Consider the following 20,215-nt stretch of genomic DNA (forward strand, 5'->3'; position numbering starts at 1 on the left):
GGACCAAATCCTCCCCCCAGCGGGGGAGGTGTCGGCGAAGCCGACGGAGGGGGAAAGCGATGTCGCGTCATCCCCAGCCGCTCCGGATAAATCTGGGCCCCGGCATTCGCCGGGGAGGTCGGCTTGGAGGAAATGTCAGATCGGGGCGCCGCTTCAGCCCCTACACCATCCCCACGGTGCGCAGACGCGCGCGGGGGTGGATCTCGTTCTGGCTCATCACCACGGTCTGGCCGCGGAAGCGCTCGATGATCGAGCGGACATAGGGGCGCACGCCCGGGCTGGTCAGCAGCACCGGCGCCTCGCCGGCCAGGGCCGCGCGTTCGAAGGCGTCGCGCACGCCGCGGATGAAGTCCTGCAGGCGCGAGGGCGGCAGGGCCAGCTGCTTGTCGTCGCCGGGGCCGATCAGGCTTTCGGCGAAGGCCTGCTCCCAGTCGGCCGACAGGGTGATGATCGGCAGGGCGCCGTCGTCGCCGCGATTGGCCCAGCACAGCTGGCGGGCCAGGCGCGCGCGGACTTGCTCGACCAGCTGGGTGACGGACGCCGTATGCGGGGCGGCCTCGCCGATGCCTTCCAGGATCTGCGGCAGGTCGCGGATCGAGACCCGCTCGCGCAGCAGCGATTGCAGCACGCGCTGGACGGTGGTCGCGGTGGCCGTGCCCGGGATCAGGTCGTCGACCAGCTTGCGTTGCGCCTCGGGCAGTTCCTTCAGCAGCTTCTGGACCTCGGCGTAGGAGAGCAGGTCGGCCATGTTCTCCTTGAGGATCTCGGTCAGGTGCGTGGTCAGCACCGTGGCCGGATCGACGACCGTATAGCCGCGGAAGGTGGCCTCCTCGCGCAGGTCGTCGGCGATCCAGGTGGCCGGCAGGCCGAAGGCGGGCTCGCGCACGTGCTCGCCCGGCAGCTCGACCTGGCCGCCGCGCGGGTCCATGCACATCAGCATGCCCAGCCGCACCTCGCCAGCGCCCGCTTCCATCTCCTTGATCCGGATGGCGTAGCCCTGGTTGGCCAGGCGCATGTTGTCCAGGATACGGACCGGCGGCATGACGAAGCCGTACTCGCTGGCCAGGGTCTTGCGCAGGGCGCGGATTTGGTCGGTCAGCTTGCGGCCGTCCAGGTCGTTGATCAGGGTCAGCAGGCCGTAGCCCAGCTCGATCTTGACGTCGTCGATCGCGAGGGAGGCGCTGATCGGCTCCTCCTCGGCCTCGGTGGGCGCGGCCGCCTCGAGGGCGGCGGGGTCTATCTGAGCGGGCGCCTTGGCGTCCTGGATGCGCTTGTAGGCCAGCATGCCCGCCCCCACCGCCACCGCGGCGAACGGGATGATCGGCATGCCCGGGATCAGGGCCATGACGCCGGCCGAGGCCGAGACCATGCCCAGGCCGACCGGGTTCATCGCCAGCTGGGTGGTCAGGGCCTTGTCGGCCGAGCCTTCGACGCCGGCCTTGGAGACGACCATGCCGGCGGCGATCGAGATGACCAGGGCCGGGATCTGGCTGACCAGGCCGTCGCCGATGGTCATGATGGTGTAGGTCGAGGCGGCCTCGCCGATCGGCAGCTTGTGCTGCACGACGCCGATGATGATGCCGCCGATGATGTTGATCGCCGTGATGATCAGGCCGGCGATCGCGTCGCCCTTCACGAACTTGCTGGCGCCGTCCATGGCCCCGAAGAACGTGCTTTCCTGCTCCAGCTCCTTGCGGCGCAGCTTGGCGCCTTCCTGGTCGATCAGGCCGGTCGACAGGTCGGCGTCGATGGCCATCTGCTTGCCGGGCATGGAGTCCAGGGTGAAGCGGGCCGCCACTTCGGCGATCCGGCCCGAACCCTTGGTCACGACCATGAAGTTCACGACGATCAGGATGATGAAGACGATCACCCCGATGACGAAGTTGCCCTGCATCATCAGGTGACCGAAGGCCTCGATCACCGCGCCCGCGCCGCCCGTGCCTTCCTGGCCATGGCCGAGGATCAGGCGGGTCGAGGCGATGTTGAGGCCCAACCGGTACAGCGTCGCGACCAGCAGCACGGTCGGGAACGAGGTGAATTCCAGCGGCTTCTTGATCAGGATCGCCGTCATCAGGATCAGCACCGATCCTGTCAGCGAAATGGCCAGCAGCAGGTCCAGCAGGAACGACGGAACCGGCAGGATCAGCAGGACGATGATGCCGACGACGCCCAGGGCCAGGCCCATCTCGCCGCGCATGAATCCGTCAACCAGCGACTTGGCGCTGGGAACGGATCGAGCGGCTGTGGGGGCGGCGGCGTCGGCCATTCGGAACCTTGGAACGGTGAAGGTCTAGCGGACCAGCGAGTGAAGCGATTTGCGGTCCGCCGCCACATCCTTAATGAAAATTAGCCATGTTCGGCGCCAGACCGATGGTCGCGGCGCCGCGGCGTATCGCCTCTGCTTCAGGCGGCGGCGCCGACCCCGCCCTGGGGCGGCGGCACCGGCACGCCGGCGTCGGAATATTCCTTCAGCTTGTTGCGCAGGGTGCGGATCGAGATCCCCAGGATGTTGGCCGCGTGGGTGCGGTTGCCCAGGCAGTGCTCCAGGGTGTCGATGATCAGCTTCTGCTCGACCTCGGCCACCGTCGAGCCGACGAAGGTGCGCGAGACCGCGTCGGCGGCCATCTGGGCGCCGCGGGCGACCGCCACGTCCGGCGCCGGGGCCATCGGCTGGCCGTCGGGCAGGCGGATCGCGAACTCCTCGATCTCCGGGCCGGTCGACAGCAGCACCGCGCGGTGCATGGCGTTCTCCAGCTCGCGGACGTTGCCCGGCCAGCGGTGGGCCACCAGGCGGCGCTTGGCTTCGGCCGAGATCGGCTTTTCCGGAATGCCGTTGGCGGCCGAGTACTTCTTCACGAAGAACTCGCACAGGCTCAGCACGTCGGCCGGCCGCTCGCGCAGCGGCGGCAGGCGCAGGTTCACGACGTTCAGGCGATAGAGCAGGTCTTCGCGGAACGTACCGTCCTTCACGGCCTGGGCCAGGTCGCGGTTGGAGGTGGCCAGGATGCGGATATCCACCTTGACCGGCTTGGCGCCGCCGACGCGGTCGATCTCGCGCTCCTGGATGGCGCGCAGCAGCTTGGCCTGCAGGCGGGCGTCCATCTCGCTGATTTCGTCCAGCAGCAGGGTGCCGCCGTTGGCTTCCTCGAACTTGCCGATGCGGCGGGCCATGGCGCCGGTGAAGGCGCCCTTCTCGTGGCCGAACAGCTCGCTTTCCAGCAGGTTCTCGGGAATGGCGGCGCAGTTGACGCTGATGAACGGCGCCTTGGCCCGGCGGGACTTGCCGTGGACGTAGCGCGCCATGACCTCCTTACCCGAGCCGCTCTCCCCGGTGATCAGGATCGAGGCGTCGGACGGGGCGACCTGGTCGGCCAGCTTGATGACCTGCTCCATGGCCGGGTCGCGGACCACCATCGGGCGCTCGTCGTCGGTGACGGCGGCCAGGACGGCGGCGATCAGCTCGGCGTCCGGCGGGAGCGGGATGAACTCCTTGGCGCCGGCCTTGATGGCCGCGGCGGCGCGCATCGGATCGGCGTCGACGCCGCAGGCCACCACCGGCACGCGGATCCGCTCGGCTTCGTTGGCGGCGATCAGGCCGGCGATGTCGAGGGCGTAATCGACCATCATCAGGTCGGCGCCCTGCCCCGCCCTCAGAGCATTGGTCGCCTGCTCCGTCGTTTCGACGTGCGAGACCTTGGCCCCCGCGTTCATCGCCATCTTCACGGCGACCGAGAGCTGCCCGTTCAGTTTTCCGACGACCAGAAGCCGCATCTCTTACTCTCCCCAGCCCTTCCGAGGGAAGGACCCAAATCCCAGAATTTCCTTGGCGTTCAGAACCTTAGTTCTGGTCGCCGTCCTTGATGATTTCCGTCATGGTCACGCCCAGGCGCTCGTCGACGACGACGACCTCGCCACGGGCCACCAGGCGGTTGTTGACGTAGATGTCGATCGCCTCGCCGACCTTGCGGTCCAGCTCCAGGATCGAGCCCTGGCCCAGCTGCAGCAGTTGCGCCACCGACATGTGGGCGCGGCCCAGCACCGCCGAGATGTTGACCGGAACGTCGAAGACCGGCGCCAGGTCGGAGGCGGTCTTGTCGGCGATCTCGACCGGCATTTCGGAGGCCAGCATCGAGCCGCCGAATTCGTCGAGGGTGAGGTTGTCTTCGGCCATGGGGATCAGCCTTGCTTATGAGAACATGGGTTCGGCGTGGAGGCCTTCGGCGGCGATCGCCGCCTCCAGCGCTTCGGTGACACGTTGGGCGGCGCCTTCGGGATCGAAGGCCGCGCGGCCCTCGCCCCAGTCGAAGGTGAAAGCGGCGGGGGCCATGGCGCCGTCGGCGCGAGCCACGATCTGGCCCTGATAGCCGATCTGGGCCGCCACGGTTTCCAGCGCCTGCTGGATACGCTCCTCCATCTCGGGCGCGACGCGGATGAAGATCCGCGGCTGGGCCTCGACCTCGCGGGCCAGGGCCTCCAGCGCGGCCGTGACCGGCGCCTCGGGAAAGTGCGTCAGGGCCGCATCGGCGATCTTGCGGCCGCATGCGAGGGCCAGCATGGCCGCGCCCTCGCGGTGCTCGTGGGCCACGTGGGTCAGGGCGTCGAAGGCTTCGCGCACCAGGCCGGCGATGTCGCCCAGGGCCATGGCGGCCTCCTGCTCGGCGCGGGCCACGGCCGAGCGTTCGCCCTCGGCATAGGCCTGGGCCTTGGCGGCCTCGACCTCTTCCAACGTGAAGTTCTTCTTCACCTTGGGCGCTTCGTAGGCGACGCCGCCGCGGTCGTCGAAGACCGTGTCGAAGGCGAATTTGCGATGAGGGGTGTCGATCATGCCATCCGCCTCAGTAGATCAGTTCGTCTTCGCTGCCCGAGCCGGCCAGCATGATCTCGCCCTTGGCGGCGAGGTCCTTGGCGACTTGGACCATGCCCACCTGGGCGGCGTCGACGTCCTTCAGGCGCACGGGGCCCATGCTGTCCATGTCCTCGCGCATGATCTTGGCCGCGCGCTCGGACATGTTCGAGAAGAACATGTCCCGGAGCTTGTCCGAGGCGCCCTTCAACGCCAGGGCCAGCTGCTCCTTGGGCGTGGCGCGCAGCAGGGTCTGGATGCCGCCGGGGTCCAGCTTCGACAGGTCCTCGAACACGAACATCAGCGCCCGGATGCGCTCGGCCGCTTCGCGGTTGCGCTCTTCCAGGGCGGCGATGAAGCGGGCCTCGGTCTGACGGTCGAAGTTGTTGAAGATCTCGGCCATCATCTCGTGGCTGTCGCGCTTGGAGGTGCGCGCCAGGTTCGACATGAATTCGGTGCGCAGCGTCATCTCGATCTTGTCGAGGATTTCGCGCTGCACAGGCTCCATGCGCAGCATCCGCGTCACGCATTCCAGGGCGAAGTCTTCGGGCAGGCAGGCCAGCACGCGGGCGGCGTGGTCGCTCTTCACCTTCGAAAGAACCACCGCGACGGTCTGCGGGTATTCGTTCTTCAGATAGTTGGCGAGCACGGCCTCGTTCACGTTGCCGAGCTTGTCCCACATCGTCCGACCGGCCGGACCGCGGATTTCCTCCATCAGCTGCTCGACCTTGTCGGCCGGCATGAAGGAGGCCAGCAGGCGCTGGGTCTGCTCGTACGAGCCCATGATCGCGCCGGTCGAGCTCATGCCCGACACGAACTCGACCAGCAGATCTTCGACCACCGAGGCCGAGACCGTGCCCAGGCCCGCCATGGCCTGCGAGACTTCCTTGATTTCCTCGTCGTCGAGCGCTTCCCAGATGCGGGTGTGCTCTTCGCCCAAGGCGAGCAGCACGATGGCCGCCTTTTCAGGCCCCGAGAGCTTCTTGACGTCGTTGACCGCGACTTTCATGGCCGTCAGCTCGACTCATGCAGCCAGTTGCGCAGGATCGCGACCGACTCTTCGGGGTGCTTTTCGACAAACTCCGACACACGCTTGATGGACGAAGCCTTCACTTGGCCCTCGATCTTGGCGATGTCGATCCGCTGATCGATGTCGCTGACCGGACCGGCGATGGCCAGGGGCTCGCCGCTCTCGTCGACCACGACCTGCTGCTGCGTGCCGTCCGACAGGGTGACCATCCGCGTCACCGGCTGGCCGGGGCCGGGCAGGGCCGCCACGACGTTGGGCTCGGCCAGGTTCTTGATGAAGGGGCGGACCGCGAACAGCAGGATCAGGATCGCCACGATACCCAGGACGCCCAGCTCGCCGGCGCGCATGATGTCGTTCTTGTCGAAGCCCGACAGCAGGCCTTGTTTCTCCAGACCCTGGTCCTCGGGTTGCGGGAACTTGATGTTGGTGACCTTGACCTGGTCGCCCCGGGCGGCGTCGAAGCCGACGGCGGTCTTCACCAGATCCTCGATCTGCTGGATTTCCTGGGCCGATCGCGGCGTGTAGGCGCCGGGCTTGCCGTCCTTGCCGGGGGGCGCCGTGACGCCGTCGATGGCGACCGCGACCGCGACCTTCTTGATCGCGCCCGGCTCCTGGACGGTGGTCTTCACCGACTTGGAGATCTCGTAGTTGGTGACGCTTTCATTGGCGCCGGCGCGAGAGCCCAGCTGCTGGAAGCCATTCGCGCCCTGGCCCGGCACATTGGCCGTCGCCGTCGCGCCCGAATTGTCCTCGTTCTTGTTTTCCTGGCTGTTCGACTCGTTGGTGCTTTCCGAGCGGACGACCTGACCGTCCGGATCGAAGCGCTCTTCCTGGGTCGTGACGCGGTTCAGGTCGAGATCGGCGGTGACGTTGACACGGGCCTTGCCCGGGCCAAGCACGCCTTCGATCATGTCCTTGACGGTCTTGGCGATGCGCTGCTCGGCCTCGGTCTTGCGGTCCTGGGCCTCCTTGCCGGCCAGGCTCTCGTCGCTGGGCGCCGACAGCGTCTTGCCGTGCTGATCGATGACCGCGACCTTTTCGGCCTTCATGTTCGGCACCGCCGACGAGACCAGGTTCTGGATGGCGTGGACCATGTCGGACGACGGCTCGCGCGAGCCGACCCCGATCGTGACGGCCGCCGAGGGCTGCTCGGCGTCTTCCTCGAACAGCTGGCGCTTGGGCAGCACCAGATGGACGCGGACGCTATTGACGCCCTGCATCGCCTTGATCGTGCGCTCCAGCTCGCCCTGCAGGGCGCGCTGACGGTTCAGCTGCTGGACGAAGTCGGTCTGGCCGAGGGCGTTGCCGCCGTCGAAAATCTCGTAGCCGATCGAACCGGAGCTCACGAGCCCCTTGCCGGCGACCATCAGGCGGGCGCTGGCGACCTTGTCGCGCGGCACCATGATGGTCGAGCCATCGCCCTTGGTCTCGTACTTGATGCCCGCCTGGCTCAGGGCCTGGGTGACTTCCGAGGCCTCTTTCAGGTCGAGGTTCGAATAGAGCAGCTCATTGGGCTCCTTGCCCATGAACATGATGAGGGCCACCAGCACGGCGATGACGCCGGCGCCGACGCCCAGCATCGCGGCCAACCGACCGACGCCGAACCTCTGAATCGAACCCAGAAAGCTTTCCACGAAGCCCCATCCCCTGATCAACGGCCCCAACGGGGACGCCCGACGAACGCGAACCAAGCGCGCGTCGGTAGGCAGGATTTACCCAGTATAAGGTAAACGAGGCGTTTATATTTGGCGGGGGAAGCGCCACCAGGAGGTGCCAAAACGTCGCGGCCGCGCCCTTTCGGGCGCGGCCGCTGAACGTCGTCAAACCCTTTCGGCGCAAGGCTTTCAGGGCTTTCGATGTCGGCAGGGACGATCAAGGCGACGCACCCCCTGCTCCCTATTAACGGTACTGCTGGATCCGCGTGGTCCGCAGGCCCGCCATCCCGTGCCGATCAATCGACTGCTGCCAAGCGAGGAACTCCTCGTTGGTCAGCTTGTAGCGATCGCAAGCCTCGTCCAGCGAGAGCAGGCCCCCGCGAACGGCGGCCACGACCTCGGCCTTGCGACGGATGACCCAACGCTGGGTCTCCGGCGGCGGCAAATCGGACAGGGTGAGCGGCGCGCCGGTGGGCCCGATCACATACTTCTCACCCCGGCTGTTCGTGCGCTGCTGCTGCAACATGGCTTTACGCCTTTCCCACAACCATCACTGTTGGAGGCCACTATAGGCGCCGCCCAATAACAGCGGCTTAATTCCAATAGTAAAGAAAGGCCTAAACAAGATGGCTCTCAGCACTCCTTCGTGTCTCAACGTGAGACACGAGTATTAAAGAAAGTTAAACCCCGTGATTATCGCTTAATATTCAGGAGCTCCTCGAGCATCTGATCTGCGGTCGTGATGATCTTCGACGAGGCGGAGTAAGCACGTTGCGTGGTGATCAGGCCGGTAAACTCGGTCGAGAGGTCGACGGTCGAAGCTTCCAGAGTAGAAGGCGCCAGCGCACCAGCCCCGCCCTGACCCGGAGCCTTAAGGCTATAGGTGCCGCTCTCGTTGGTGACGCGATAGGCGTTGCCGTTAACCCCCTTCAGGCCGTTCGGGTTCGAGAAGGTCGCGACCGCCACCTGGGCGATCCGGCGGGTGACGCCGTTGTCGAAGATCGCCGAGACGTAGCCGTCCTCGTCGACCTCGATGTTGGTCAGGTTGCCGAAGGCCGTACCATTGGTGTTCACCGACTGGACGACCGACTGGCTGTTGTACTGGGTCAGGCCGCCGGCGGCGCTGGCCAGGTCGATCTGGACGTCTTGGGTGTCGATGCCCAGGCCGTCGGCCCAGACCGGCGGCTGCGGCAGCGGCGCGGCGGGCGGGGCGGGTTGGACGACCAACGGCGTGCCCGAGGCCTGGATCGTGATCGAGGTCGGAACGGTGGTGCCAAACAGGCCGCCGGTGCTCTTCAGTTTACCATCGGTCGTGAACTCGACGATGCCGGTGCTGATCTGGCCGTTGCCGTTATTGGCGAGGTCGCCCGGCTTGGCGCGCAGTTCGGCGTACCACTGGTTCGGGCCCGGGGCCTTCAGCAGCGACAGGGTGACGGTGCGCTGGCCGCCCTTGGAGTCCGACAGCGGGATCTGGATCTCGAAGTCCGGCTTGACGCCCTTGGTGTTGTCCTTGGCGTAGTCCGACATCGACCAGGTCGACGGATCATACAGCTTGCCGACCTTGGCGTCGGCGTCGGTGGTGATGCCCAGGGCCGCCAGCGACACGACGGTGCCGCTGGTGTCGATGTCGACGTCGGTCAGCGGCGAGGTGGGCGCTGCGAGCGCCTTGGGCTTCAGGGTCGAGCTCGCGATATTGCCGGCGGCGTCGTAGCCGACGATGCCGGTGGCGATCACCACGCCGTTTTCCTTGACGTCGACCTGGTACTCATTGTTGCCCGAGGCGGCGGGATTGGCGAGGCCGGTCGAGCTGTAGACGACGTCGAAGGACCTGGGCGTGGTGGCCGGAACGGTCGGGATATTGGTGAACGACGGGTTGCCCGCGGTGCCCACCTTGTACGACACGGCGGCCGCCACCGGCTGCTCCGAGCGCAGGTTGGCGTTGATGCCGACGCGGGTCGTCTTTTCGGCCGTGCCGCCGACGGTGCCGACGTTGATCGACGACAGCTGCATCAGGTCCGACGGATCGGGCGTGATCGCGCCGGTGACCGGATCGGCCAGCCAGCCCTGCAGATAGAGACCGGCGTCGTTGCGCAGGTAGCCCAGGCTGTCCAGCTGGAACGAGCCGGCGCGAGTGAACGAGCGGGTGTCCGTCGCGGCCAGGTTCTCGGGCTTTTCAGTGGCGACGAAGAAACCCGCGCCCGAGATCGACAGGTCGAGGTTCGAGGTCGTCGACTGGGTCAGGCCCTGCTGGCTGATGAACTGGTGGGTCTGGGCCTTCACGCCGCCGGCGCTGTAGGTCTGGTTCTTCGAACCGGAGGTGACCAGGGTCGAGAAGTTCGCGCTGGAGCGCTTGTAGCCGACCGTGTTGACGTTGGCGATGTTGTCCGAGATCGCGGCCAGGGCCGAGGAGTTGGCGACCAGACCGGAAACGCCGGCGAGCATGGCGCTGTTGATGCTCATAACGGTAATCCTGCGTTGAAAGGGTTCGAGGGTTCAGCGCGGTTTGCGTTTGGATCCCGGGGAAGACCGTCTTCCGAGGATCGCGTCGGCGTCGTTCTGACGCCCTGTCGATCGTTTGATCAGGCGGCCTTGGGGGTCGTCTGGTCGCTGGTGGTTGTGGTCGCCGCGGCGGTGATGCCGATGACGTTGTCGATGGGAATGGCCTGGCCATCGATGATGACCTTGGCCTGGCCGGTGGAGTTGTCGACGGCGGTGACGACACCCTCGCTCCGGCCCTTGATGTTCGTGACCTTGATGTCCTTGGCGTCGGCGCCCTTGGCCGTGACCTTGATCGTGTAGACCCCGCCGTTGTCCAGCTGGACCCCGGCGTCGTCCTTGCCGTCCCACGTGATGGTGTGGTTGCCGCTCTTCTGGTCATCCGGCTTCAGGGTGCGGACCACCTTGCCGGCGGCGTTCTTGATCTCGACCGTGAGCGAGGTCGAGCCGCCCGCCTGGGTCCAGGAGAAGGTCGCCTTGCCGTTCTTGAGGGTCGAGGTGTCGGTCGTGGCGGTGACCTGCTTGCCGATCATCGACACGCCTTCCGACAGACCCGTGCCGGTGTTCATGCCGACCAGGGCCGCCAGCAGGTCGTTGGTGACCAGCTGCTGCTCGACGCCGGTCATCTGGGTGATCTGCTGGGTCATCTGCGTCGTGTCGGTCGGCGACAGCGGATCCTGGTTCTTCAGCTGCGTCGTCAGCAGCTTCAGGAAGGTTTCCGTGTTGCTCGCCACCGACTTCTTGCCGTTGTTGATACGGTCAAGAACCGAGGAGGTGCTCTGCGAAGAGACGGGCATCGCCATGGGCTTGTCCTAGATCCGGATGTCCAGGCCGCTGTCGGCGGCCGTCTTCAGGCCGGGCAGCAGGTCGGAGGGGGTGACGACGATCTCTTCCTCGGCGGTCATGGCGGCCTGGAACGCGCGCCCTTGGAAGGCGCGCTGGCCCTGGTCGTTCCAACCGTCGAAGGCGAAGAAGGCGTTGGGATTCTGGCCGTTGTTCTGGCTGGAGACGTCGAACGAAAGAGCGTTGTCGGCAACGTTGAAGCCGGCGTCTGCCAGGGCCTGGCGCAGTTCGCCCGCCTTGTTGCGCAGCTCCTGCGCCGCGTGGGCGGTGTCGAACCGCATGGAGGCGGTCAGGGCCCCGTCGCGGGCGATCTCGATGCGCACGTCGACCTTGCCCAGGCCGTCCGGCGTCAGGGCGACGTCGAATCGCGTGGTCTTGGCGTCGGCCTTCTTGACGATCTCGGCCGACAAGGCCGCGACGGTCTCGGGCGAGCCCCGGACCGGCGCGGGAGCGGCGGCCTGGGCCGAGGCGGAGGCGATCGGCGCGGCCGCAACGGGCGGCGGCGCGATCGTGGGGGCCGGCGCGCTGACCTGAGCCGGCGCTTCGACCACGACGGCGTTGGCCGCGTTCGGCGTCTTGGCGTCGCCGCCGGCGTTCCCGCCGCTGGAGGCGTCGGCGCCGGCCGTCGCCGTCACGGCCTGGGCCGTCTCCACCGGAATGGCGCCGGCGGCCTGGGCCTGGACCTGCTGTGGCGTCGCGGCCTTGGCTGGCTCGACGGGCTTGGCGACCGGAGCCGCCTCGGGGGCCTCGGTCGCCTCGGCGACGACCTGGGCCGCGACGGCGGCCTCGGCGGCGACCGGAGCGGCTTTGGCCGTCACCGCGGGGACGGTCGGCGCGGCGACCGCGGCAGGCGCGGGAACAGAAGCTTGGGCGACGGCGACCTTGAGGGCCTCGACCGGCGACTTGGAGGCTTCGGCCGTCTTGGCCGGCGTCGCCGTGGCGGCCGGCGCGTCAGCGGCGGGTTGGTCGGCGACGGCGATCGTCGGCGCAGCATCGTCCGAGGCGAGCTTGGCGAAGGCCTCGAGCGCGGCCGCGTCAACGGCGACGCCCTCGGCGGGCGCCGCGGCGGCGGTCGCGACCTTGGCGACGTCCTCGGCCGTCGCCGGCGCGGGAGCCGAAGCCTGGGCGGCCGTCGGGGCGGCCTGTTCGGCGGGCTTAGCCAGGGTCGGCGTTTCGACGGCGGCCTCGGCCACGGCGGCGAAGACGGGCGCGGCTTCCGTCGTGACGGCGGGCGTCTCGACGACCGGCTCGGCGGTCTCCGCCAGCGGCTGGGTCTGGACTGGCGCTTGCATGGGCGCGGCCATCGCGGCGATCAGAGCCGCGGCGGCGGCGGCCTGGGCCGCGGCGTCGATCTGGGCGACGTCCTGGCCAACGACCACGGCGGCGGCCTGATCAGCTTTGGCGTCGGTCTTGTCGGCCTTGGCTTCGGCGTGATCGGCGGCCGCGTCCGCCTTGTCGTCGGCCTTGGCGGCGACCTTGTCGGCGGCTTGATCCGCCTTGTCGGCCTTATCGGCGCGGGCGTCCTGGACCGCGTCGGCCCGATCATCAGCGCGGTCGGCAGCGCGGTCAGCGGCCTTGGAGTCGACCTTGGCGGGGCGGTCCGTCGACTTGGAGGAACGGGCGTCGTCTTCGCGGACGTCGCTCTTGGACTCTGCGCGAGCCGGAGCACGGGGAGCGGGCGTGTCGTCCTTGCGGCCGGCGATGGCCATCAGGGCGTCGAAGCCGTCATTGGCCGACTTGGCGCCGACGGCCGGGGTCGGCGCGGCGGGTAGAGCGGCGGTGGGCGCGGCGATCGCGGTCATTCGCAGTCGAAGCTCGGTTGGGCGGCGGTCCATGACGAACGCGCCTTTGCCGCTCCTCCCCAGCAATGGTTGGGCCAACTCGGAAAAGAACCCTCAAGGCACTGTTTTTATTGAAGTTAATCGCTCGTTTACGATCCCAGGATCGCCCTTGAGCGGCGCTTTTTGCCCAGTTCGACGGGGGCTTGAGGACCGGAGTTGCCGCGTCGGCGGGTCGCGCCCCGACTTGGCGCCCTCCTTGCGCATGACATCTCGTCGAATATCCGACCCACGGAACACTTCGCCATGAAATTCAATGGCTTGGCATATATCGGGACCCTGATCCCCACCCCGCCCCGGCAAGTTTCGCCGGGCAAGGACGCGTCGTGCGTTGCGCGGTTTGCCGAGCTGAAAGGATCGATCGCATGTCGCTGAACTCGATCATGGGCACGGCGACGTCCGGCATGATGGCGGCCCAGACGGGCCTGCGCATCACGTCCGACAACATCGCCAACGTCAACACCAAGGGCTACGTCCGCAAGACGATCTCCCAGTCGAACATGCTGTCCAACGGCATGGGCGTGGGCGTCAGCATCGACGCCATCAAGCGCGCGACGGATCGCTTCCTGACGACGGCCAGCCTGAACGCCGCCTCGGACAGCAGCCGCGCGACCGTGGTCGCCCAGGCGCTGAACAATGTGCAGCAGCTGTTCGGGGACCCGACGGGCGACACCAGCTTCTTCTCGCGCCTGGACGACATCTTCACCGCCTTCTCCAAGGCGCAGGATGACCCCTCCTCCTCGCTGCTGCGGACCCAGGCCCTTACGCGCGTGGATGAATTCCTCAGCGAGTCGAGCCGCATCACCTCGTCGATCTCCAAGCTTGGCAAGGACGCCGACACGCGCATTTCCGGGGACGTGGATCGCGTCAACGACCTGCTCAGCCAGATCGACGGCCTCAACACCGACATCACCCGCGCCAAGGTCGCGGGCGCCGACGCGACGGGCGCCGAGAACGTACAGAGCGGCCTGGTCGACGAGCTGTCGAAGCTGATGAACGTGCAGGTCACGCCGCGCACCATGGGCGGCGTGGTCGTCCGATCGACCGAGGGCCTGCCGCTGGCGGGCGACGGCGCGGCCAAGGTGACCTACCAGACCTCGCCCACGGCCACCGGCTATCTGACGGTTCAGCTGGCCAACGGTTCGGTGATGCCGACCCCCCTTAATATCTCCAGCGGCGAGATCAGGGGCCTGATGGAGGTGCGCAACACCGAGCTGGTCAATCTGTCCGACCAGCTGGGCGAATTCACCTCGCGCGCGGCCGAGGAGATCAACAGGGCGGCCAACGCCGCCTCCGCCGTGCCGGCGCCGACCACCCTGAACGGCCGCGACACCGGCCTGGACCCCCAGGCGGCGATCACCGGCTTCACCGGCAAGACGACGATCGCCCTGACCGACAGCAGCGGCGTGATCCAGCGCCGGGTCGACATCGACTTCGACGCCGGAACCATGAGCATCAACGGCGCGGCCGGTCCGGCCTTCACCCCCGCCAACTTCATGACCCAACTGAACACCGCCATGGGCGGCATGGGCGCGGTCGGATTCTCGGGCGGCGCTCTCAACCTGTCGGGGCTCGGCGGCCTGGGCGTCGCGGTCGCGGACGACGCGACCACGCCATCGGACAAGGCCGGCAAGGGCTTCAGCCATTATTTCGGCCTGAACGACATCATCCGCACCAACGGCTACTCGCCCTACGAGACGGGCCTGACCGCGGCGGACCCGCACGGCTTCACCTCCGGCACCATGACCATCCGCCTGACGGACGTCGAAGGCGGTCGGATCCGCGACGTCATCGTCGACGCCCCGGTCGGCGGCACCGTGCAGAACCTGCTCGACGCGCTGAACTCGCGCGCCTCGGGCGTAGGGCTCTATGGCCAGTTCACGCTGAACGCCAAGGGCCAGATGACCTTCACCTCGAACACCACCACGCCGGTGACCATGTCCGTTGTGGGCGACACCACCGAGCGCGGCGTCGGCGGCCCTTCGGTCAGCCAACTGTTCGGCGTGGGCCCGGCCGAGCGCAGCACCCGGGGCGAGAAGTTCTTCGTCAGCACGGCGATGGACCAGAACCCAACACTGCTGCCCTTCGCCAAGCTGGACCTGACCCAGGCCGTCGGCGCCGCCGCCGCCCTGGCGATCGGCGACGGCCGGGGCGCCCTGGCCCTGGCGAAGTCGGGCGACACCGTCACCAACTTCTCGGCGGCCGGCGACGCCACGCCCGCGACCATGAGCGTCTCGCGCTACGCGGCCGACTTCAGCGGCGCCATCGCCCGCAAGGCCAACACCGCCGAAAGCCGCAAGGACTCCGCCGAAGCGGTCGCCTCCGAAGTCGATAGCCAGCGCCAGTCCGAAGAGGGCGTGAACCTCGATGAGGAACTGATCAACCTGACCACCTACCAGCAGGCGTTCAACGCCTCGGCTCGTCTGATCCAGGCGACCAAGGACATGTACGACATTCTGACCGGACTTGTGAGGTAAGCCATGACCCGGGTCTCCACCGTCCAGAATTACAACGTCATGACGTCCAACCTGATGCGGGCCCAGATCCGCCAGAGCGACGTCGGCAACCAGGTTTCCAGCCAGAAAGTCGCCACCGACCTGAAAGGCTACGCCAAGAACGCCGAGATGCTGACCGCCATGCGCAGCACCCAGGCGCGGCTCGACGGCCTGATCGACCAAACGAAGCTGGTGACCAATCGGCTGCAGATGCAGGACACCGGTCTTGGCAAGGTCGCGGACTCCACCAAGGCCGCCCGCGAAGCCATCGCCAACGCCCTGGCTTCGGGCAGCGCCCAGACACTGATGCAGCAGCTTCAGGCGGCCTTCGGCGACGTCGTGCAGGGCCTGAACACCAAGTCGAACGGCCTTTACGTGTTCTCTGGCGCCAAGACCGACACCCAGACCACCTCTGCCACCAGCATGAGCGACCTGACCCTGGCGCCCACGACGGCGTCGCTGTTCAACAACGACCAGTACATCGCCACCAACCGTGTCGACGAACAGACAAACGCCAAGACCGGCGTGCTCGGCGACGCCTTCGGCGTGCCGGTCTTCGACGCGTTCAAGCAGGTTCAGGCCTATGTCGACGCCAACGGGCCGTTCACCGGCAAGCTGAACGACGCCCAGGTGACCTTCCTGAAGGGCCTTCTGCCAACGTTCGACGCCGCCTATGCGGGCGTTATCGACGTCCAGGGCAAGAACGGCGTCACCCAGAAGCGCTTCGAAACCGCCCAGACCGACTTGCAGAACCAGGCCGACACCCTGACCGGCATGGTCGGCGAGATCGTCGACGTCGACATGGCGGACGCGGTGACCCGGCTGGAGTCGGCCAAGCTGGCCGTCCAGGCCTCGGCCCAAGTGTTCAGCAGCCTGCAGCAGTCGTCGCTGCTGAACATCCTGAAATAGGTCGAAACCTCGCAAATCCGCCGTTCCGCCGCTATATGGCGGCGATGACCGCCGAGTTTCTGACCAAGACCGACGCCGCAGACGCCGACGCCCTGATCGCCCGCGCCGTGGAGCAGGCGCGCGCCGCCGTCGGCCTGCCCGAAGGGACCCGGATCGTCGCGGCCATGTCAGGCGGGGTGGACTCGACCGTCACGGCCGCCCTGCTGGCTCGCGCCGGCTATGACGTCGTCGGCGTCACCCTGCAGCTCTACGATCACGGCGCGGCGATCTCGCGCAAGGGCGCCTGCTGCGCCGGCCAGGACATCCTGGACGCCCGCATGGCCGCCGAGCGCATCGGCATCCCGCACTACGTGCTCGACTACGAGAGCCGCTTCCGCGAGCAGGTCATCGAGGACTTCGCCGACGCCTATCTCCGCGGCGAGACGCCGATCCCGTGCGTCCGCTGCAACCAGACGGTCAAGTTCCGCGACCTGCTGGATGTCGCCCGCGACCTCGGGGCCGAAGCCATGGCCACCGGCCACTACGTCCAACGTGGCATGCCGGCTGGGACCAACCGTCCGCAACTGCGCCGCGCCGCAGACCCGGCCAAGGACCAGAGCTATTTCCTGTTCGCCACCACGCGCGAGCAGCTGGATTTCCTGCGCTTTCCGCTGGGCGGCATGGACAAGCCGACCGTTCGCGCCGTCGCTGCGGGCCTGGGCCTGTCGATCGCCGACAAGCCCGACAGCCAGGACATCTGCTTCGTGCCCGAGGGCAAGTACACGACCGTGATCGACCGCATCCGTCCGCAAGGGGCGGAGGCCGGCGACATCGTGCACCTGGACGGTCGCGTGCTGGGCCGCCACGAGGGCGTGACCCGCTACACGATCGGCCAGCGCCGAGGCCTGAACGTCGCCGTCGGCGATCCGCTGTTCGTGGTCCGCATCGACGCCGACAAGCGCCAGGTGATCGTCGGCCCGCGCGAGGCGCTGCTGACGGCCGCCCTGACGCTGAAGGAAACCAACTGGCTGGGCGGCCAGGACGATCTGGCGGCCGCCGCCGAAGAGGGCCAGTCGGTGCTGGCCCGCGTCCGCTCGACGCGCGAACCGGTCGCCGGCCGCCTGACCCTGATGGACGGCGAGGTCGCGGTGGCCTTCGACGGGACGGAAGAAGGCGTGGCGCCGGGCCAGGCCTGCGTGCTCTACGATCCCGCCGATCCCGAACGCGTGCTGGGCGGCGGCTTCATCGCCCGGGCGGTGCGGGCGATGGACCTGACGACGGCCTGATCGAGGATCGAAAGACGGGCTCCGGGGTTGTGCAAGCGACACGCCCTGGAGGACCCGCATGCTTCGATCCCTGCTCATCGGCCTTTCGGCCGGCTCCCGCGCCCTGACGCCGCTGGCCACGGTCAGCGAAGCGGCTCGCGGCGGCCATCTGAGCGAAACCAATCCGGCCGTGCGCCTGCTGGCCCACCCCCTGTTCTCCGTCGGCTCCAAGGCCCTGGCGGCGGGCGAGCTGTGGGGCGACAAGCTGAAGTCGGCGCCGGACCGCATCGTGCCCGCCGGCATCGCCGCCCGCCTGCTGGCCGGCGGCCTGTCCGGCGCGGCCCTGGCGCCGCGGAAGCAACTGGTGCTGGGCGCGGCCCTGGGCGCCGGCGCGGCGGTCGCGGCCGCGTACGTCACCTTCGACGTCCGAATGAGGGCGCTGCGTCGCTGGGGCCAGACGCCGACAGGCCTCGTTGAGGACGCCCTGACGGTCGGCGCGGCCCAGTGGGTGGTGCGAGGCGCGAAATGATCAAGCCGGAGAAGGCTCCAGCGCCGAAGGCGCCGGAACCGCCCAAGCCCGCCAAGGTCACGGCCGAAGGCGTCCGCCGCCAGCGCCAGCACATCAAGGAACTGACCGGCGAAGACCCCTTGCGCGGCGGCGTGGCGGACTAGTCGCCTATCTCGTCGAGAGTCAGGCCGATCTTGAAGAGGCAGTAGCCGGTGTCGTCCACAAGCCGGGCGACGTCCGCGGCGGTATCCTCGCGCTCCCGCGTGAAGGTGTGACGCCAGTCTTCTTCATGCGCCCCGGCGGGAAAGCCCGCGCCTTCGGCGATCACCAGTCGATAGGCCGGCTTTGTCAGGTGGACGTGAAAGCGGTAGCTCACTCCGCCGCCATGTTGGCCGCTTCCAGAGCCTCGCCGACGGTCAGGCTATCGGCCTGACGCGACGTGCGCTCCAGGTCGCGCCGCCCCACCACCTCGCCGCAAGCTTCGCAGGCCAGGACCGGATGGAAGGCGCATCCGCAGCCCTTGTGGGTGAACAGGACGGGCGAGTTGTCGCGGCCATAGACGTGGCGATCGCCCCACTCCGCCATGGTCAGCAGCACGGGCGACAGCGCCAGGCCCTTCTCGGTCAGCCAATATTCATGGCGCGGCGGCCGCTCAGAGTAGCGGCGGGTTTCCATGACGCCGTGGCCGACCAGGCTCTTCAGACGCGCGGCCAACACGTTGCGGGCGACGCCCAGCCGCTCCTGCCACTGCTCGAACCGCTTCACCCCGGCGAAGGCGTCGCGGAGGATCAGCAAGGTCCACGGGTCGCCCACGACCTCCAGGGTGGCGGCGACCGAGCAGCGTTCGTTGGTGTAGTCAGCGGTTCGACCCATGAACTGAGGGTGCGGCGTTCCGCGAGGGAAAGCAAGAGCGTTGCGTTTGAAGATGAACCAATGTAGGTTTTTATTCGCAATTGACTCTCTCGGTTATTGCGAACTGGCGAGCGGCCTCTGGCGTCCACCAACGGCCGCTCGCCCCTTTCCCATCACGATCTCGCAAGCCCCTTGCGCGAGATGCGCTGATGAGGGCCTATCCCGCCTCAAAAGCCTTCCAGGGAGCAAGTCATGTCCGCCGCCGATCCCGTCGTCATCGTCTCCTACGCCCGCACGCCGATGGGCGGCTTCCAGGGCGCGCTGGGCGGGGTGAAAGCCACCGAACTGGGCGCGACGGCGGTGAAGGCCGCGATCGAGCGCGCCGGGGTGGCGGGCGACAAGGTCGAGCAGATCATCATGGGCTGCGTGCTGCCGGCCGGTCTTGGCCAGGCGCCGGCCCGCCAGGCGGCGCTCGGCGCGGGCCTGCCCCTTTCGATCGAGGCGACCACGGTCAACAAGATGTGCGGCAGCGGCATGCAGGCCGCGATCATGGCCCACGACGCCCTGGCGGCGGGCTCGGTCGACCTGGTGGTCGCCGGCGGCATGGAGAGCATGACCGGCGCGCCGTACCTGATGGCCAAGCACCGCGGCGGCGCCCGCATCGGCCACGACCAGATCTGGGACTCCATGTACCTGGACGGTCTGGAAGACGCCTACACGCCCGGCAAGCTGATGGGCGCCTTCGCCGAGGACACGGCCGCCCAATACCAGTTCACCCGCGAGGCGATGGACGCCTACGCGACCAAGGGTCTGGCCAAGGCCAAGACCGCGATCGAGACCGGGGCCTTCAAGGGCGAGATCACGCCGGTCAGCGTCGCCACCCGCAAGGGGACCGAGGTCGTCGACACCGACGAGCAGCCGCTGAAGGCCGATCCGGCCAAGATCCCGACCCTGCGTCCGGCCTTCGCCCGCGACGGCGGCATCACGGCGGCCAACAGCTCCTCGATCAGCGACGGCGCGGCGGCCCTAGTCATGACGCGTGAGAGCGTCGCCAAGACCCTGGGTCTGCCGATCGTCGCCCGCGTCGCCGGCCACGCCGCCCACGCCCACGAGCCGGGTCTCTTCACCACCGCCCCCGTTCCGGCCATGAAGAAGGCGCTGAAGAAGGCCGGCTGGAGCGTCGAGGACGTGGATCTCTTCGAGGTCAACGAGGCCTTCGCCGTCGTGGCGATGATCGCCCAGCAGGAGCTCGGCATTCCCGACGACAAGCTGAACGTCAACGGCGGCGCCTGCGCCTTGGGCCACCCGATCGGCGCCTCGGGCGCGCGCATCCTCTGCACCCTGATCGCGGCCCTCCAGGCGCGTGGCGGCAAGAAGGGGCTGGCGTCCTTGTGCATCGGCGGCGGCGAGGCCACGGCGATGGCGGTGGAGCTGGTTTGAAAGCTCGTGAAGATGCTCCCCCGCGATGCGGGGGAGCTGTCGCGGAGCGACTGAGGGGGCTA

18 protein-coding genes are annotated in these 20,215 nt (G+C 67.9%); 6 read left to right on the plus strand and 12 right to left on the minus strand.

Annotation, left to right across the window (positions count from 1 at the left end):
- Positions 1 to 160 precede the first annotated feature (160 nt).
- The 10 genes from flhA to AX690_RS24265 all read right to left on the minus strand — a co-directional run bounded on the left by flhA (position 161) and on the right by AX690_RS24265 (position 12,702).
- On the minus strand, positions 161 to 2,266 hold the full coding sequence (gene flhA, locus AX690_RS12770; RefSeq protein WP_066687213.1) for a flagellar biosynthesis protein FlhA: 2,106 nt from the start codon (positions 2,264 to 2,266) through the stop codon (positions 161 to 163).
- Between the two features lie 137 nt (positions 2,267 to 2,403).
- Complete coding sequence (gene flbD, locus AX690_RS12775; RefSeq protein ID WP_066687211.1) at positions 2,404 to 3,771, minus strand: sigma-54-dependent transcriptional regulator FlbD; 1,368 nt, start codon at positions 3,769 to 3,771, stop codon at positions 2,404 to 2,406.
- Between the two features lie 67 nt (positions 3,772 to 3,838).
- Positions 3,839 to 4,171 carry a flagellar motor switch protein FliN gene (gene fliN, locus AX690_RS12780; protein ID WP_013080459.1) on the minus strand — a complete coding sequence of 111 codons (333 nt, stop codon included), beginning with the start codon at positions 4,169 to 4,171 and terminating at the stop codon, positions 3,839 to 3,841.
- 15 nt (positions 4,172 to 4,186) lie between these two features.
- Positions 4,187 to 4,825: a flagellar assembly protein FliH gene (locus AX690_RS12785; RefSeq protein WP_066687208.1), complete on the minus strand. Its 639-nt coding sequence runs from the start codon at positions 4,823 to 4,825 to the stop codon at positions 4,187 to 4,189.
- A gap of 10 nt (positions 4,826 to 4,835) precedes the next feature.
- The gene (gene fliG, locus AX690_RS12790) at positions 4,836 to 5,852 is read right to left on the minus strand and encodes a flagellar motor switch protein FliG (RefSeq protein ID WP_066687205.1); all 1,017 of its coding nucleotides are present in this window, start codon (positions 5,850 to 5,852) and stop codon (positions 4,836 to 4,838) included.
- A gap of 5 nt (positions 5,853 to 5,857) precedes the next feature.
- On the minus strand, positions 5,858 to 7,507 hold the full coding sequence (fliF, locus tag AX690_RS12795; protein ID WP_066687203.1) for a flagellar basal-body MS-ring/collar protein FliF: 1,650 nt from the start codon (positions 7,505 to 7,507) through the stop codon (positions 5,858 to 5,860).
- A gap of 265 nt (positions 7,508 to 7,772) precedes the next feature.
- Positions 7,773 to 8,054: a CtrA inhibitor SciP gene (gene sciP, locus AX690_RS12800; RefSeq protein ID WP_013080463.1), complete on the minus strand. Its 282-nt coding sequence runs from the start codon at positions 8,052 to 8,054 to the stop codon at positions 7,773 to 7,775.
- 167 nt (positions 8,055 to 8,221) lie between these two features.
- Positions 8,222 to 9,988: a flagellar hook protein FlgE gene (gene flgE / locus AX690_RS12805; RefSeq protein ID WP_066687201.1), complete on the minus strand. Its 1,767-nt coding sequence runs from the start codon at positions 9,986 to 9,988 to the stop codon at positions 8,222 to 8,224.
- A 119-nt stretch (positions 9,989 to 10,107) separates the two neighbouring features.
- Positions 10,108 to 10,827, minus strand: coding sequence for a flagellar hook assembly protein FlgD (locus AX690_RS12810; protein ID WP_066687198.1), 720 nt, complete (start codon positions 10,825 to 10,827; stop codon positions 10,108 to 10,110).
- Positions 10,828 to 10,836: 9 nt separating this feature from the next.
- Positions 10,837 to 12,702: a flagellar hook-length control protein FliK gene (locus AX690_RS24265; protein ID WP_369798211.1), complete on the minus strand. Its 1,866-nt coding sequence runs from the start codon at positions 12,700 to 12,702 to the stop codon at positions 10,837 to 10,839.
- Positions 12,703 to 13,070: 368 nt separating this feature from the next.
- On the opposite strand from AX690_RS24265, the gene flgK reads away from it, so the two are divergent.
- From flgK to AX690_RS23350, 5 genes are read left to right on the plus strand one after another with little or no spacing between them, the layout of a single operon-like run.
- Positions 13,071 to 15,182 carry a flagellar hook-associated protein FlgK gene (gene flgK / locus AX690_RS12820; protein ID WP_066680020.1) on the plus strand — a complete coding sequence of 704 codons (2,112 nt, stop codon included), beginning with the start codon at positions 13,071 to 13,073 and terminating at the stop codon, positions 15,180 to 15,182.
- A 3-nt stretch (positions 15,183 to 15,185) separates the two neighbouring features.
- Positions 15,186 to 16,109, plus strand: a complete 924-nt coding sequence (locus tag AX690_RS12825) for a flagellin (protein ID WP_066680019.1) — start codon at positions 15,186 to 15,188, stop codon at positions 16,107 to 16,109.
- A gap of 44 nt (positions 16,110 to 16,153) precedes the next feature.
- Complete coding sequence (mnmA, locus tag AX690_RS12830) at positions 16,154 to 17,374, plus strand: tRNA 2-thiouridine(34) synthase MnmA (protein ID WP_082769642.1); 1,221 nt, start codon at positions 16,154 to 16,156, stop codon at positions 17,372 to 17,374.
- Between the two features lie 58 nt (positions 17,375 to 17,432).
- Positions 17,433 to 17,882 carry a hypothetical protein gene (locus AX690_RS12835; protein ID WP_066680016.1) on the plus strand — a complete coding sequence of 150 codons (450 nt, stop codon included), beginning with the start codon at positions 17,433 to 17,435 and terminating at the stop codon, positions 17,880 to 17,882.
- Positions 17,879 to 18,025 (plus strand): hypothetical protein, encoded by a 147-nt coding sequence (locus tag AX690_RS23350; protein ID WP_197426858.1) that lies wholly within the window; start codon positions 17,879 to 17,881, stop codon positions 18,023 to 18,025. Before AX690_RS12835 ends, AX690_RS23350 begins: the two co-directional genes overlap by 4 nt.
- Here the strand turns inward: AX690_RS23350 and AX690_RS12840 are convergent.
- Positions 18,022 to 18,237, minus strand: a complete 216-nt coding sequence (locus AX690_RS12840; RefSeq protein ID WP_066680015.1) for a hypothetical protein — start codon at positions 18,235 to 18,237, stop codon at positions 18,022 to 18,024. The genes AX690_RS23350 and AX690_RS12840 overlap by 4 nt on opposite strands.
- The gene (locus AX690_RS12845) at positions 18,234 to 18,734 is read right to left on the minus strand and encodes a helix-turn-helix domain-containing protein (protein ID WP_066680014.1); all 501 of its coding nucleotides are present in this window, start codon (positions 18,732 to 18,734) and stop codon (positions 18,234 to 18,236) included. Before AX690_RS12845 ends, AX690_RS12840 begins: the two co-directional genes overlap by 4 nt.
- Before the next feature lie 231 nt (positions 18,735 to 18,965).
- Here AX690_RS12845 and AX690_RS12850 point away from each other — a divergent pair, with 231 nt between their 5' ends.
- Positions 18,966 to 20,153: an acetyl-CoA C-acyltransferase gene (locus tag AX690_RS12850; protein WP_066680012.1), complete on the plus strand. Its 1,188-nt coding sequence runs from the start codon at positions 18,966 to 18,968 to the stop codon at positions 20,151 to 20,153.
- Positions 20,154 to 20,215 lie beyond the last annotated feature (62 nt).

It is taken from the genome of Caulobacter sp. CCH9-E1 (assembly GCF_001556515.1).
Taxonomy (GTDB): Bacteria; Pseudomonadota; Alphaproteobacteria; order Caulobacterales; family Caulobacteraceae; genus Caulobacter.